Here is a 15,679-nt window from a genome sequence, read left to right on the forward strand (position 1 = left end):
AGAAATCAGGGAAGACTGAATTTCCTCTATCTCCCCCTTAATTTAATCCCTTCAGTCCTCAATTTCACACTAAATTAGTGGTATTGAAAGGTTAAATATAGACTTTTGTACCTCTAATAATCCTTGTTTTTTATCCTTCATCTTTTCTCTAAATTTAACACCATTTTTATGAATCCTAATCACACAAAGGGGTAGTATTATGATGTCAGGGTTTAATGAATCTGTAAAAAAAGAATTAATTGATCGAGCAGAACTCTATCACAATGGGTCGGAGGATAGCAATTATTTAGATCAGTTATTTCAACTAGAGTTACTCCCTAATTTTATGATTGATGGATTAAATCTTAACGGAAGAGTAAATAATATTCGCTATTTAAAACCATCACTAAGCTTGTTGGAAGCACCTCTTAAAAAGGTAGCAAAAAAAAATAATTTTTTGGATATCTTAGAAATTGCTACTGATTGTAATAAACCTGGGCTATTATGGAAACAACTATCAGAATGTTCCCATGAAAATCGTCTGTTATTAGCGGCTCATTCCCAGACCCCAACGGTAATTTTACAAGGGTTATTATATGATATTGAAGCCCAAATTAGGACAATTGCTGCTCAATCTTTAGCTCAAACTCCAGAAGGAGTAGGACATTTAATTGCCTATTATGCTAAAACTTCCCCTCCGGTGATTCGTGCGATTGTTTTATTAGATTCTCAAACGTCTCCATCACTCTTATCAACAATAATAGAACAGGTTCAATATTCTAATTCTTGGTTGGTTAAATATGCGATCGCTCAACACCCCAATACCCCCATTTCTGTCTTAAAAACCCTAGCTATTGATCCTCATTCTCAAGTTCAGGAAGTAGCTAAACTTCAATTACAAGGGTATTCAAAATCATCGATCATTCCTGCTTAAACTATTATAGCAGAATATCATTAATTATCCCAGGACTTCAAGATGATAGAAAGCAGTCTAGTGTAGAGACGTGCCATGGCACGTCTCTACGTGAAATTTGATGATGATCAACGGTTTAAAAGTTGTAATTCCTCTCGAATAGATAAGGGTTGATATCCTAAATTAAACGCTTTAGAACTTTCTAAAGAAACATCAGGAGGACGGGGTGCAGACATTTTAATCTCTGCTTGAGAACAAGGTTTAATCAAATCAGCAGGAAGCTCTAAAATCTCAGCCATGAGTTTTCCCAATTCATAACGAGAGAGACGTTCTTTCCCGCCTAAATGAAGAATTCCTTGAGTTTTTTCTAACGCTAATAATAATCCCTTTGCTGCGGTTGTTCCACTCACGGGAGTTCTAAATTCATCGACAAATAACTTTAACTCTTTTCCGTCTTTTAGAGCTTGAATAAACGGTTGAATAAAATTGGTTGCATGGGGAGGAACATTCCCAAACATTAACGGCATTCTGCAAATTGCTGTTCTGGGGTATCGTTCTAACATTCCCTGTTCAGCTAATACTTTTTGCTCTCCATAATAACTCACTGGAGAAACCGGATCAGTTTCCCGATAGGGTGGATTTAACCCATTAAAAACTAAATCTGTTGATGTAAATACACAAGGAATATTTAAATCTGCACAGAAGTTAGCAATTAGAAGGGAAACTGTAACATTAATTTGATGAGAGAGTTCAGGATATTGTTGACAAAAATTGGGTTGAGATTGAGCCCCCGCATGGATCACTGCATCCGGTTGTATCTCTTGAAACATGGTTTTAAGAGCTTGCTCATCTGTTAAATCAGCTTGAATTAAATTAATATTAGGAATATTAATAGTTTTAGAATGGGTAATTCCATAAACTTGCCATTGAGCTTGAGCCAGTTGGCAAAGATGCCATCCCAAAAAACCGCTTGCTCCTGTAATTAATAGTTTATTCATAACAGGTAAAAATTAAAATTAAATAGATTAATAAAATTGGCTTTAGGGGCAAATTCTGATCGCTTTCTTCCTCTATTAATTGATTAGAATCAAACCCTGATAATAATATTTTACATTATTTTTTATGAACAAGATACCTTGAATCAGCCAACTAGGATAAAATTGAAAATTAAGAATAACCCGAAATCTCATTCAGTCAACCGAAATAGAAATCGTTATTTTAATGATTAATCCCCATGAACGAATTAACCCTAACTTGGACAGAAGCAGGTCAGTCCTGTACCCGAACCCTGAATGATCAATACCCCACCCAACATCCGGGAATGGTTCGCATTGGACGAGATCCAACACGTTGCGATATTGTATTATCCCATCCAACGGTATCAGGATTACATATTGAAATTTATTTTAATCAAGCTAAACAGAATTTCTATTTGAAAAATCTACGAGATACAAATCCTCCTTTAATTAATTATCAAAAGTTAATAACGGGTGAAGTTCTTTTAAGCCTCGGCAGCCATATCCAATTAGGACAGCAACAACTGGAAGTTACCGCAGTTTCTTTAGAACCTTTTTTAATTCCCCCAACCCAATTATTTTCCCCAAATGAACCAAACTCTCAAGCAATTTTTTATCCAAATCCTGTACAATATGGTTTACAGTGTCCCAAATGTGATCACGTTTCCTCTTATCAACAGTTAAATTCAGGGTGTCCTTGGTGTGGAACGTCGTTAGCCTCAGCAATTAGCGTGGTTTTATCCACTGAACATTAAACTATAACCCTCGAAATCGAAACTAAAAAACGGATGCAAATTCGACTGAGTTGGCAAAACTTAGAAACAGGAGAATGGCGAACCCCAGTTCTAACGCCTCCCATCGCATTAGGACGGGTTTTTGAACGAATGCCTTCTACGGTTAATGGAGAACGAGTTTCTCGTCTTGTTTTAAATGGCGAAAGAGTGTCCCGTTTTCATGGGTTAATTACCTGGGAAAACGGAACGTTAATGTTAACGGATACGGGAAGCCGTAATGGAATTTTAGTCAATGGAATTCCTCAAACCCGTTGTGTGCTTCAAGATGGAGATCTCTTACAAATTGCTCACTATAATATTACCCTTTCTTTAGTCACCAATTCTTTTAACACTCTCCCCCAAAACCAATCTCAAATTTCGTTTTCTCCGCCTACGAAATTACCGGATACTGATCTCTCATCTTCCACGGTTTCATCAGCAAATCGAGAAAATTTCCCGCCTCAATCTTTTGTAAATTCCTTACAAATTTCTGTACAACAATTACAAACCCTAGGATTACCAACGGATGAAATCGATTATCTCACGATTGGGGCAGGATTAGGAAGTTTTATCTGGGTAGATTTATTAAGAATTTCTGGGATTAAATCGAATCAAATTATCGCATTAGGGATAGATAATAAACCCTATACCCATTATCAACAATTGTGTTTAAATTCTCAAATCCCTCCCCAGGAACGGTTACGCTCAAACTCTGATTCTTGTCCCGATAATATTTGGGGATGGCCGAGTTATGCCTTACGCGAAGCTTATACAGAAGCCAGACAAGGGCAATTTTTAACAGCCTTAAAACTGCTGTGGCAAGTGTTTGCAGAACCTACCTTTGCCGAAACCTATACCCCCCGTTCAGGAGATGTTTTTAATTCAATTGATCGAGAAGCGCATCGAATTCAGTGGTCACAAATGTATCGTTATGGACGAGTCAAAAGTATTCGGAAAATGACCGATGGCCGTTATGCGATCGCCTATTCCCGTTCTACCGAAAATCGTCGAGACCATGGCTTTATCCTCGCTAGATATGTTCAGATTGCCACAGGCTATCCAGCCATTCAATTTCTCCCGGATTTACAAGCTTATCGAGAACAAACTAAAGATTTTAAAACCGTTGTGAATGCCTATGAAAATCATGACTATATTTATGAGAAGTTAGAACAATCAGGGGGAACCGTAATTATTAGGGGTCGAGGGATTGTTGCCTCTCGAATTTTACAGCGACTTTATGAAGCTAGACAGAAAAATTCTCAAATCCAAATTCTTCATTTAATGCGATCGCCTAAAGCCCAAGGAAATCAATTTGAAAAGGCAAAACGAACCGTTGAAAATCATTTTGAATTTCAACCCTTTAACTGGCCTAAATCTTGTTGGGGAGGTGACTTACGGCAACAATTAGAAGCTGCTAACCCTCAAGCTCGGTTAAAACTTTTAGAACAGTGGGGAGGAACAACCACCGCCCCCCGAAAAGATTGGCGAAATATTGTTAATCAAGGACTGCGCCAAGGGTGGTATCGCATTACATTTGGAACCGTTGAACGAGTGGAACCCACGCCTCAAGGTCGCACGTTAACCACCATTCGAGAACATGGGTTAAATGCTAACCTTCAGTTGGAAGCCGATTTTATTATTGATGCCACAGGATTAGATGCCAAAGTCAATACAAATCCTTTCTTAAATGATTTAGTGACGCATTACAATTTACCCTTAAATACTTTAGGACGCTTGAGTGTTGCCAATGATTTTGAATTAGTAGAAATGCGAAATTCTAATAGTTCTGGAGAGGGTTTTGGGGGTCGTATGTATGCCGTAGGTGCAATCACTTTAGGGGGGCCCTATGCGGCAGTTGATAGCTTTTTAGGGTTACAATATGCTGCCTTAGTTTCTGTTGAAAATTTAGCTTCTCTTTCAACACCAAGCTTACGCAAATTGACGGGATGGCACTCCCTGTGGCAATGGTTCAAATGGGTTAATAATCAACCCCCTAATTAAAAAAACACGCCCAACGAATGAAGGGCGCTTGCCAGGGTGCATCTACTTATGATCTTGAGTATAGCTTAATGATGGGTATAACCCCTCATATCGCTTAACAAACTGTAATCTTTTGAGGAAGATAGGGCAATATAATCTTTATCTTAGAGAAGATAAGGGCCAAAACCCCTGGAAGTGACATCAATCACAAGATAGTTTCCGAAGAATCACCTACGCAACGTTAATCAATCACTACTCTAATTTGACAAACGGGGGATGATAAAAGTGTCGAGTTCAATCTCTAACCATGATGCCTAACCTTAATCTTTTACCCGGTGCGATTATAGAAATGCTGGCAACCACAGCCCATACCCATTCCTTAACCCAAGCTGACCGCTATGGATTGATGGCTGCAATTTTAGACGAATCCTTATCCGAAGAAGAACGCCGATGTATTGACCGGATGTTAAGATCACTCCTTCGGGGAAAAATTGAAATCGTTAATGAAGTCTCTGCACTTGCCTAAATTCAACCTGAAATCAATAATAGAGCCATGTTTTGTGAACTCGACAAACCCAGAACATGGCTCTAATTTTTTGATCTCAAAAATTATTTCTATTCCTGTTCCCTGTTCCCTGTTCCCTGTTCCCTGCTATAGAATTAAACAGACCCTCATTGCGGCTAAATATGTTTCCGAGTTTTCTACCCCAGTCTGTACAAAGGTTAACTGAAGCAACTTCTATCGCTTTTGCTCAAAATCTCAAATGTAAGGCAATTTCTACCCCTCTACGAGAGCAACCGATTCAAACGGTCTATATTCATCAAGGAACGGGAGGAACCCCCGTTTTATTAATTCATGGATTTGATAGTTCTTCTTTTGAATATCGGCGATTATTGCCGTTGTTAGCCACAGAACAAGAAACTTGGAGCTTAGATATTTTAGGTTTTGGATTCACAGAACGGGGCGCAGAATTTCAGTTTAAGCGATCGGAAATTGTGACTCATTTATATTCCTTTTGGGAAACCTTAATTAATCAACCTGTTATTTTAGTCGGAGCATCAATGGGGGGTGCAGTTGCGTTAGATTTTGCCTTATGGTATCCCGCAGCCGTGAAATCCATCGTATTATTAGATAGTGCTGGAATGAAACCAGGGCCAGTGATGGGTAAATTTTTATTACCTCCCTTTGATTATTTAGCGACAGAATTTTTGAGAAATCCTAAAGTTCGTCAAGCCATTAGTGAAAGTGCTTATTTTGATAAAAGCTTTGCGTCTTTAGATGCTCAACTTTGTGCTGCTTTGCATTTAGAAGCGATGGGCTGGAATCAAGCGTTAATTCGGTTTAGTAAAACGGGAGGATATGGAAAGTTTGGTAATGAGTTAAATGATATTCAACAACCAACCTTGATTTTATGGGGAGATAATGATAAAATATTAGGAACGGCTGATGCTTATAAATTTGAAAAAGCCATTCCCCATTCTCAATTAATTTGGATTAAAAATTCGGGTCATGTTCCCCATTTAGAACAACCTGAAATTACAGCACAACATATTTTAGATTTTGCCAAAAATTTAACTCCCTAGGCATAGGTTAGGCTGCTCTCGCCGGAAGATCCTACTTCTGGCAACTGAAGGGAGAGCAACAGTAGCTAAAAAGCTAATAATTGTTCATGTTAGGGCAAATACCTATATATATTGAGCTAATCTTCTGTGAGGTGTTCGATGTTGAGCAATATTACAATCTTGAACACAACAGCAATGATCGCTGGCAATGGCAGGTTTATGATCGTTTGGATCAGTCAATTCGTCTCCATAGCTTAAATGTGGAATTTCCGGTGGCTGAAGTCTATCGTCGTATTAATTTTGAAATTAAACCGTAGAAACCATTTATAAGCGAAAATAGCAGTTTAAATTAATAAAAATTAGACGATTATTTTTAATATCTGGGGTAAAAGAAAGAAGAAACACACCAAAAACCCGATTAATTTCTACAATTTTATCATTTGATTCATAGAATCTTCTAACTCTTTTAATAATGTATCAACATCTTTTCCAATCTGTTCAAAACAATCAGGGGGAGTGGGATTAGATTCAAAATAAATTAATTTGACACGATCAAAACCAATTCCTATCAAAATCACTTCTTTTTCCGGTTGATATCCATCTACAATTCCTAAGAGTTCTTGCAAACGATTTTCAACACTTACATTGAGTTGTTCAATAGCAGATTTCGGACAAGGAACAAAATGGGGGGTGGGTTTGAGATCAATTCCTAGGGTATCGGGTTGTTCACCCCACTGTAAACGCAAACCCCAAGCTAAAGCTGCTAATTCCGGGCGATGAGCTTCCACAAACCGATCTAACTGACTTTGCCAACTTGGTTTTTCTAAACTGGATTGATTGCTATCAAGTTTAATCATTGTTTTACGACTGACTTTCACTAAGATTATATTTTATCAGTTATCAGTCACCAGTTATCAGTTATCAGTCATCAGTAGCAAGTTTTGAGACAAAGGGTTAATAAAATCAGTATTTTTGAGGAATAGGCAATGCAATTGATAACTCAGTATCCTTAAAAATACGGTTAGCTCAAAAAATGATGTATATTAAATCACGTTTAAAACCTAATTATTATCTTAAAGTATAATTTAATTTGTGTAACTTTTGATCGCAACAACTCATCTTTAAACTTTTGTAGATCCCTCTCTAGCTGAGGATTTAACGGATTTTTACTTATTTATATTCTTAATCAAGTTGAATTAAATATTTTCCTGATTAATAGGATGAATCTCGAATAAATGGTATAGGCATTCTGAGTCTTTGAGAGGAAAATTCGATTATGAGTCTTGACACTTTTAATTCAGGAAATTTACTCTTCAGTCCGTTTTTGGTTAGTGTTCCCGATCCTCAACCCTTATCTTCTTCGTTAGGGTTTAATCTTCCTCTGGGAAGAAATTCAACTCCTGAAATAAATTCTTTACCCACCGCTAATGCTGATTTAATTATGGGTACAATCTTTCAGGATAATATTTTTGCTTTGGGTGGAAATGATACGGTTTATGGTTTAGAAGGGAATGATATTTTAGGAGGAAATCAACAAGCCGATCAAATTTTTGGTAATCAAGGAAATGATAGCCTTTATGGTGGTCAAGATAGCGATACTTTAGCAGGGGGTCAAGATTCTGATCTAATTTTTGGTGATCAAGGAGATGATCTTTTATTGGGTGATCGCGGTGCAGATACATTATTTGGAAATCAGGATAACGATAGAATTTATGGGGGAAAAGAGAATGATTTCGTTACGGGTGGAGATGGTAATGATCAATTATTCGGTGATTTAGGAGATGATATTCTTTATGGAGATTTGGGTGCAGATATGGTAACAGGTGGAGAGGGAAATGATCGATTTTATATGGGTAAAACGATGGGAGGATTTACGATAACTGAGGCTGATATTGTTGAAGATTTTACGTTCAATCAAGATTCTATTGGATTATTAGAAAATTTGACCTTTAGTGATTTGAATATTACTCAGGGAACTGGAAACTATGCAAATGATACGATTATTCAAGATAAAAATTCTAATGAATATTTGGCAATTCTCAAAAATGTAAATAGCAATAGTCTCAGTTCGGATGATTTTATTTTTAACGGTTCTGATCCTACACGATCACCAACCCCTGACCCAACCCCAATACCTACACCCTCACCAACTCCATCACCGACTCCAATACCAACACCGAGTCCCACACCTGACCCCACACCTGTACCCACACCCTCACCAACTCCATCACCGACTCCAATACCAACGCCGAGTCCCACCCCTGACCCCACCCCTGTACCTACACCCTCACCAACGCCATCACCAACCCCAATACCAACGCCGAGTCCCACCCCTGACCCCACCCCTGTACCCACACCCTCACCAGCACCTCTGAGTGTCTTAGGGTTTAGTGCGGCTAACTTTAGTGTTAATGAAAATGGCACACCTCAAGTCGATGTGAGTGTAACTCGGACAGGAAATAGTGTGGGAAATGTGGGAGTTACAGTTAACCTTAATAATGGTACAGCAACCGCACCCGATGACTATAATAATAGCCCCATTTCTGTTAGCTTTGCTGATGGAGATATAACACCTAAAATTGTTACCATTCCTATTGTTGATGATGCTGTAGTTGAAGGAGATGAAACGATTGCTTTAAGTTTGGGTAATATTATTGGGGATGCTGTATTAGGAACTCAATCGATTGCAACCTTAACAATTTTAGACAATGATGTCTTAACAAACCCTGGAACCTTAGCGTTTAGTATTGGCAACATTGATATTAATGAAAATGCGGGAACTGCTACCGTTACTGTTAATAGAACGGTTGGAACCGATGGAATTGTTGGGATTAATTATACCACAAGTGATGGAAATGCGATCCCCGGAAATGACTATACTGCAACATCAGGAACATTAACCTTTGCTGCGGGACAAACTAATCAAACTTTTACGGTGAATATCCTTGATGATACTTTAGTCGAAGGCAATGAAACCTTTAATTTAAGTTTGAGTAATATTACCGGAGGAGCAATATTAGGAACGCCAGCCACTTCTACGGTTACAATTGTAGAAAATGATATTGCAAATTCGGGTATTATTTCCTTTAGTCGTGCAAATTTTAGTGTGAATGAAAATGGCACACCTATTAACAGAATTACGATTAACCGCACGGGAGGAAGTAGCGGATTAGTGACAGCACAAATTACCCCAACGGATGGAACTGCAACGGCTGCTTCAGATTATAACAATACTCCCTTAACGGTGACATTTGCTGATGGAGATATCGCTTCAAAAACAATTACAATTCCGGTGATTGATGATACAGCTTTTGAACCGACAGAAACTATTAATTTAGGCTTAACTCTAACCGCAGGAACAGCAACATTAGGAACCCAAAACACAGCTACCTTACAAATTGTTGATAATGATCCCAGCGATAATCTCCTCTTAAATAGTGCAACTTATTTGGGAACAACGGGAAGTGATAGTGCAGCATCAGTAGAAATTTCGCCCGTTGATAATAATATTATTGTGGCGGGTAATTTTAACGGGGTGGGAGAAATTCAACGCTTACAAAATGGCAATACTTCCCCCTTATCAACTACCCCATTAGGTGGTCTTGTTAATGATTTAGATGTGGATCGAGATAGTGGGGAAATTGTCGCCGTTGGGGATTTTGGAATTAAAGTTTATAATCCTACTGCTAATACGGTTTTATGGCAACAACCCGGCAGTTTTAATCGAGTAACGATCGCAAATGATGGCACAGTTGCCACCTTAAATAATAGTACCGATACCGTAACATTATGGAGTCCAACGGGAACCTTATTAACGAGTGCGACCTTAACAGGAACTAATGTTAATCCGGCGGATATTGCGATTGATCCTACCACAAAACAAGTCTTTGTTACGGGATATAATCAAGTTAGCAGTATCTTACAAACTCCCTTTTTACGAGGGTTTGATTCTTCCTTGAATTTATTATGGAAAACCTGGAACTTTACTGCGGCTGAAGTCACCGGACAAAATTTAGGTGCAGATACACGGGGAGAACGCATTACTATTGGTCAAGATGGTGGACTTTATTTCCTAGGAAGAACCGACGGCGGAAATAATGTTTTTCAACGCAATGGTCAAAATATTACCCAACCTTTAACCACTCTGGTTAATGTAGATTCTTTTAATAATTTCTCCGGTGCAGGTGCAGGCTCTTTCACATTCCATAGCAAAATTAATCCCAATACGGGAACAATAGATCAAGGTCAATTTATTGTCACCCGAACTAACACAGGAGCAAATAGTTTTACCCCGAATTCCATCACGGCTGATGAATTTGGTAACGTATATATAGGCGGATCTTCTGCATTTCAATTGCAAAATCGTCCGACTAAAACCATTAATAGTCAACCCGTTGGTGCTTATACCTTGGGAGAAATGGCAGTATTAGGATTATCCTCCGATTATACCGTCCGAAAATTCTGGACTCCCTTAACCCAAACAAGTGATGCAGATGGCGCTAAAGGAACTATAAATGGTTTTACCGTTGCGAAGGGTCAAGCGGTGATTGTTGGGACGGTAACACAACCCTCTGTTCCCACAACAACTAATGCTATTAATCCTAATCCATTAGGGGGAAATGATGCTTATTTAGCTACTTGGTCAGTTTAGCTCAGAAACCGGGTTTCTTCATAAAATTTGATGGAGACTCACAGATAACGGTTAGAAACCCGGTTTCTATAATCTGCGTCTATGAGCTTAAGCCTACTCCCACTTTTATTTTCTACCTCTAACCTGTGAATTCTCACACACACTCACTATGTTAAAACGCTTTGCAATGACCCGATCTTTGCGCCATCGTTGGTTGTATCCTTTGATTTCAATAACCGTTACCCTCAGTATTTTATTAAGTTCAACGGTTGCTATAGCACTTCCAAATGAGTTATAATAAATGTAAGGTTAGCAATAATCCCCCAAAGCTGGCAACGGAAAATGAATATAATCGACGAAATAGACGATTTTATCAATCAGACAAAAGATCCTAGAGAAATTAAAAGAGCGATCGCTGTCAAACTCAAATTACAAGGTAAAGCCTACCGGGAAATTCAAGACTTATTACAAGTTTCTCAAGGATTTATTAGCCAATGGAAAAATCGGGTGCTTGTGGAAGGAGTAGACAGTTTAAAACTTCAATATAAAGGAAGGAAAGGTTATCTAAGCCCTGAAGACAAACAGAAAATTATTGAAGAATTAAGGGAAAGAGATTGGTTAAGATTGTCTGATTTACAAGTTTTGTTAGAAAGGGAGTATGGAGTCGTGTTTCAATCCCATCAAAGTTATTATAGCTTGCTGGAAGAGGCTCGCATCAGTTGGAAAAAAAGCCAAAAAAAGAATCCGGCTAAAAATGAGCAGTTAGTCCAAGAGAAAAAGGAAGAAATTGAAAAAAAGTTAGCGAGTTGGAAAGAGGAAATAGGGGCGGGAAAGCTGACAGTGTTTATGATTGATGAATGTCATCTTCTTTGGGGAGATATTTTAGGGTATGTTTGGGGAAGGACGGATCGAAGAATAGAAATTCCCATCAAAAATCAAAAAGAAAGGCAAACTTATTATGGAGCTTTAGATTACCAAACGAAAGAATTTATTATCAAAGGTTATGCGGCGGGCAATACAGAAAATACCGTAGACTTTCTCCAGTATTTACAACAGCAAAATCCGGGGAAAAGGTTGGCTATAGTCTGGGACAATGCCACTTATCATTGTTCTCAAAACTTTCGAGATTACTTAACTCAAGTTAATCAAAATTTATCGGAAGAAGAATGGCGGATTACTTGTGTAAATTTTGCTCCTAATGCGCCGGAGCAAAATCCGGTTGAAGATATTTGGTTACAAACCAAAAATTTCGTGAGAAAATTCTATCATTTATGCCCATCTTTTAAAGTAGTTAAGTGGCTATTTGAGTTTTTTGCTCAGGGGCAAATTTTTGATTTTCCCAAGCTTTTTATGTACGGGATTTTGCCACAACCTATTTAGGATTGCTATAGTTGGGCAATTCCGTTACCAGAGTTAATTTTTAGGGGAGTTCAAATTATCCAATTATCGAATTTATCAGCCCGTCAAGAAGTAGCAATTGGAGAGCAAATTAATGAAGAATTACTCACCAAGCAAGTTAAATTATTTCGGAACCCAGAAGCTCAAAACTATATTAATCAAATTGGTCAACGTTTAGCCCAAGCCAGCGATCGCCCCAATCTTCCCTATACATTTCAAGTGATTGAGGATCGTAATATCAATGCTTTTGCCACAATGGGGGGGTTTGTTTATATTCATACTGGGTTAATTGCCGCCGCCGATAATGAAGCGGAATTAGCCAGTGTCATGGCCCATGAAATCGGACATATTGGGGGTCGTCATGCGATTAAACAAATGCGCCAAGCTGCTGTTGCTGCGGGGGTAGCGACCGTCGCCGGAGTAGATCGAAATAAATTAGTTCAAATTGGGGTAGAACTGGCCTTAAACCGTCCTAAAAGTCGTGAAGCTGAATATGAAGCTGATCGCATGGGTTTAGCAACTTTAATTCGTGCAGGTTATGCTCCACGAGGAGCCGTTGATTTTATGGCAAAATTATTAAAAAGTGGGTCTCCTCCAACGATTATCAGCACTCATCCCGCTACCCGCGATCGCATTTCTGCCATGCAACAACTGTTAGATCCAAGTATTATTAATTCTGGGGATGGATTAGATAGCAATTCCTATCGCGCCACGGTTGAACGGATTTTATCTTAACTTCATCGAATTAATTGAACCCTTAGTGCCTTGAATGTAGAGTTCAGGGCATTTTTGATCAGTAGGAATAGACAAAATTCAATTAATATGGTATGGTGACTTTTTAAGTAGAGTCAGTCAGCCTAATCCACTCTTTTTTAATGGAGTTGGAACGGGGGAACCATTTTTAGGGGCTTATCTTGATTGTTTACTATTGTCGAGAAGGACATCTCTCAGTCCTAGCCCGTCAGCTAACCCCGTCGGCTGTGAGAGAAGACTGTTGAGTGGCAAAATTTTTGTCATCGCCTTCACCAGGATTCTAAAAAACGAGGCTCTGTTATTTAATAACATTCAACCTATGAGTGTTGAATCGTGAGGTAAGACACACTTTCCAAGGTGTACGATAGTCATGCAGATGGCTGAGTGTTGAGGTTTACCGATTTTGGGGAATCAAAGCATAAATCGGTTATCCACAAATTTAACGAGTGCGGGGGTTAATCCTTAATCCCTGTTAACTTTCTTTTTGTTCCAATTTGAGGCTGACTATGCACCCTGCAATTTTAGTTCTTTTGCAAGTCTTAATAGTGATTGGGTTATCTCGATTAATGGGGTTAGCTTGTCGCGCCATTAAACAACCCTTAGTCATTGGAGAAATTATTGCCGGAATTATGCTAGGGCCATCTTTATTAGGGTTAATAGCCCCTGATGCGATGGCGGCTTTATTTCCGGCTGAAACCTTATCCTACTTAAATGTTTTATCAGAAATTGGACTGATTTTCTTCATGTTTTTAATTGGGTTAGAACTAAACCCTAAATATTTAAGTGGACAGATAGAAACGGCAGTTTTAGTTTCTCATGTTAGTATTATTGTTCCTTTTTCATTAGGCATTTCTTCGGCGTTAATTCTGTATCCGATTGTTTCTAACGATAGTGTTTCATTTACAGCCTTTGCTTTATTTTTAGGTTCAGCATTATCGATTACTGCCTTTCCCGTTCTAGCTCGAATTATTACAGAAAATAATTTACAAGGAACCCGTTTAGGAACCTTAGCATTAACTTGTGCCGCCGTAGATGATGTCACCGCCTGGTGTTTATTAGCCTTAGCGATCGCCGTTACCCGAACCAATAGTATATCCGGGGCATTTCCTACCATTATGGCCTCAATTCTTTATATTACTTTAATGGCAACAGGTGGACGCTGGCTCTTACAAAAACTCTCCATTCATTATAAACGCCGAGGACGACTCACTCAATGGGTTTTAGCTTGGATTTATATGGGAGTGGTAGCATCGGCATTAATTACAGAACTGATTGGAATTCACTTAATTTTTGGGGCTTTTTTAGTCGGTGCAGTCATGCCAAAAGATCCGGGTTTAATCCGAGAAATCGCCGAAAAAACAGAAGATTTTGTTCTAATTTTCTTACTCCCGATTTTCTTCGCTTACAGTGGATTACGCACAGAAATTGGCTTACTCAATCGTCCTGAATTATGGTTATTATGCGGGTTAGTGATTGTGGTTGCCATTACAGGAAAATATGTGGGAACTTATGTCGCAGCCCGAGTGAGTGGCATTAATAAACGAGAAGCTTCTGCTTTAGGTTGGTTAATGAATACGAGGGGATTAACTGAACTGATTGTTTTAAATATTGGTTTAAGTTTTGGGGTAATTTCACCCTTGCTATTCACCATGTTAGTGATTATGGCTTTAGTGACAACCTTTATGACCTCACCGTTATTAGAAAGAACCTATCCTAAAGAATTAATTAAACTGGATTTGATTCAACCTGAACCTCAAGCCATTAGTCCTCAACCCATCAATCCATCCTATCGAGTTTTGGTTCCCGTTGCCAATCCCAACACTCAAAAAGGATTATTACAATTAGCCTTAGCCATTGCTGGAAAACCTCCTGCGGTCGTTCATCCGTTAAGTTTAGTAGAACTAGAAGAAGATTATTTATTTCAAAGCACCCCCGATGAAGCAAATCGTTTGATTTCTGAACAACAAAAACGCTTAGAAGAATTAATTGAAAGTTTAGAACCCCCGGAACTCAGACAAGGAGTTTATCCTATTATTCGCATTGCCCATGATGTCGCTAAAGAAACGGGAGAAATTGCCCTAGCCGATCAAGCTAATTTAATTTTAGTGGGTTGGCATCGTCCTGCCTTTAGTGACAATCGTTTAGGAGGAAGAGTCGGTAAAATTTTGAATACCTCCCCGGCGGATGTTGCCGTATTTGTAAACAAAGAGCAGCCCCAACTTCAGTCTTTATTAGTAGCCTATGCGTCTAATATTCATGATGATTTAGGGTTAACCTTAGCTCTGAGAATGCTATTTAATGACCCCAATCGTCAGTTAAAGATTTTAGTAATACTCAGCGAACCTGGAGAAGAATTAAGTTATGAATTACGAAATACAATTGATTCCTTACCGACCCCAATTCAAGCCCGTGTACAACTGGTTCGAGCCGAAGAGACTTATCCCATTCAAGCGGTGATTGAAGCTTCAAGAACCGTAGATTTAACCATTGTAGGAACCAGTCGGACTTGGGGAATTGAACGGCAAACTTTAGGACGTTATACCGATCAATTAGCTCAAGATTGTCATTCATCATTACTAATTACTCGGAGCTATTCTCAAGTGACATCACACATCACATCTTTATTACAACAACCCATCAATACCTAACCTAAAATTTAACTTTGATCAATATT

General features: G+C 38.6%; 13 protein-coding genes and 1 riboswitch. Of the genes, 11 read left to right on the plus strand and 2 right to left on the minus strand.

Going from position 1 to position 15,679, the window contains the following annotated elements; translation table 11 throughout:
• Positions 1-199: 199 nt before the first annotated feature.
• Positions 200-913 (plus strand): hypothetical protein, encoded by a 714-nt coding sequence (locus NMK36_RS16635; protein WP_139294917.1) that lies wholly within the window; start codon positions 200-202, stop codon positions 911-913.
• A 107-nt stretch (positions 914-1,020) separates the two neighbouring features.
• On the opposite strand, the gene NMK36_RS16640 is transcribed toward NMK36_RS16635, so the two are convergent.
• Positions 1,021-1,890: an SDR family oxidoreductase gene (locus NMK36_RS16640; protein WP_072716896.1), complete on the minus strand. Its 870-nt coding sequence runs from the start codon at positions 1,888-1,890 to the stop codon at positions 1,021-1,023.
• 236 nt (positions 1,891-2,126) lie between these two features.
• On the opposite strand from NMK36_RS16640, the gene NMK36_RS16645 reads away from it, so the two are divergent.
• The 5 genes from NMK36_RS16645 (at position 2,127) to NMK36_RS16665 (ending at position 6,541) form a co-directional block, all read left to right on the plus strand.
• Positions 2,127-2,663 carry an FHA domain-containing protein gene (locus tag NMK36_RS16645; protein WP_072716839.1) on the plus strand — a complete coding sequence of 179 codons (537 nt, stop codon included), beginning with the start codon at positions 2,127-2,129 and terminating at the stop codon, positions 2,661-2,663.
• A 33-nt stretch (positions 2,664-2,696) separates the two neighbouring features.
• Positions 2,697-4,682 carry an FHA domain-containing protein gene (locus tag NMK36_RS16650; RefSeq protein WP_254174210.1) on the plus strand — a complete coding sequence of 662 codons (1,986 nt, stop codon included), beginning with the start codon at positions 2,697-2,699 and terminating at the stop codon, positions 4,680-4,682.
• A 289-nt stretch (positions 4,683-4,971) separates the two neighbouring features.
• Positions 4,972-5,187: a hypothetical protein gene (locus tag NMK36_RS16655; RefSeq protein ID WP_072716837.1), complete on the plus strand. Its 216-nt coding sequence runs from the start codon at positions 4,972-4,974 to the stop codon at positions 5,185-5,187.
• 161 nt (positions 5,188-5,348) lie between these two features.
• A complete protein-coding gene (locus NMK36_RS16660; protein WP_254174211.1) occupies positions 5,349-6,245 on the plus strand; it encodes an alpha/beta fold hydrolase in 897 nt (298 codons plus the stop codon).
• An 86-nt stretch (positions 6,246-6,331) separates the two neighbouring features.
• Positions 6,332-6,541, plus strand: coding sequence for a hypothetical protein (locus NMK36_RS16665; protein WP_254174212.1), 210 nt, complete (start codon positions 6,332-6,334; stop codon positions 6,539-6,541).
• Between the two features lie 108 nt (positions 6,542-6,649).
• On the opposite strand, the gene ccmS is transcribed toward NMK36_RS16665, so the two are convergent.
• Positions 6,650-7,081 (minus strand): beta-carboxysome assembly chaperone CcmS, encoded by a 432-nt coding sequence (ccmS, locus tag NMK36_RS16670; RefSeq protein ID WP_072719145.1) that lies wholly within the window; start codon positions 7,079-7,081, stop codon positions 6,650-6,652.
• A gap of 419 nt (positions 7,082-7,500) precedes the next feature.
• Here ccmS and NMK36_RS16675 point away from each other — a divergent pair, with 419 nt between their 5' ends.
• The 5 genes from NMK36_RS16675 to NMK36_RS16690 all read left to right on the plus strand — a co-directional run bounded on the left by NMK36_RS16675 (position 7,501) and on the right by NMK36_RS16690 (position 15,653).
• On the plus strand, positions 7,501-10,875 hold the full coding sequence (locus NMK36_RS16675; RefSeq protein ID WP_254174213.1) for a Calx-beta domain-containing protein: 3,375 nt from the start codon (positions 7,501-7,503) through the stop codon (positions 10,873-10,875).
• A gap of 148 nt (positions 10,876-11,023) precedes the next feature.
• Entirely contained in the window at positions 11,024-11,152 is a 129-nt protein-coding gene (locus NMK36_RS28805; RefSeq protein WP_302184670.1) for a hypothetical protein, read from the plus strand.
• A gap of 44 nt (positions 11,153-11,196) precedes the next feature.
• Positions 11,197-12,234 carry an IS630 family transposase gene (locus NMK36_RS16680; RefSeq protein WP_072718165.1) on the plus strand — a complete coding sequence of 346 codons (1,038 nt, stop codon included), beginning with the start codon at positions 11,197-11,199 and terminating at the stop codon, positions 12,232-12,234.
• A gap of 108 nt (positions 12,235-12,342) precedes the next feature.
• Entirely contained in the window at positions 12,343-12,987 is a 645-nt protein-coding gene (locus tag NMK36_RS16685) for a M48 family metallopeptidase (protein WP_438822840.1), read from the plus strand.
• Between the two features lie 109 nt (positions 12,988-13,096).
• Positions 13,097-13,246: riboswitch (cyclic di-AMP (ydaO/yuaA leader) on the plus strand.
• Between the two features lie 265 nt (positions 13,247-13,511).
• Positions 13,512-15,653 (plus strand): cation:proton antiporter, encoded by a 2,142-nt coding sequence (locus NMK36_RS16690; protein WP_072719147.1) that lies wholly within the window; start codon positions 13,512-13,514, stop codon positions 15,651-15,653.
• Positions 15,654-15,679: the final 26 nt, after the last annotated feature.

This window comes from Planktothrix pseudagardhii, assembly GCF_904830925.1.
Lineage (GTDB): Bacteria > Cyanobacteriota > Cyanobacteriia > Cyanobacteriales > Microcoleaceae > Planktothrix > Planktothrix tepida.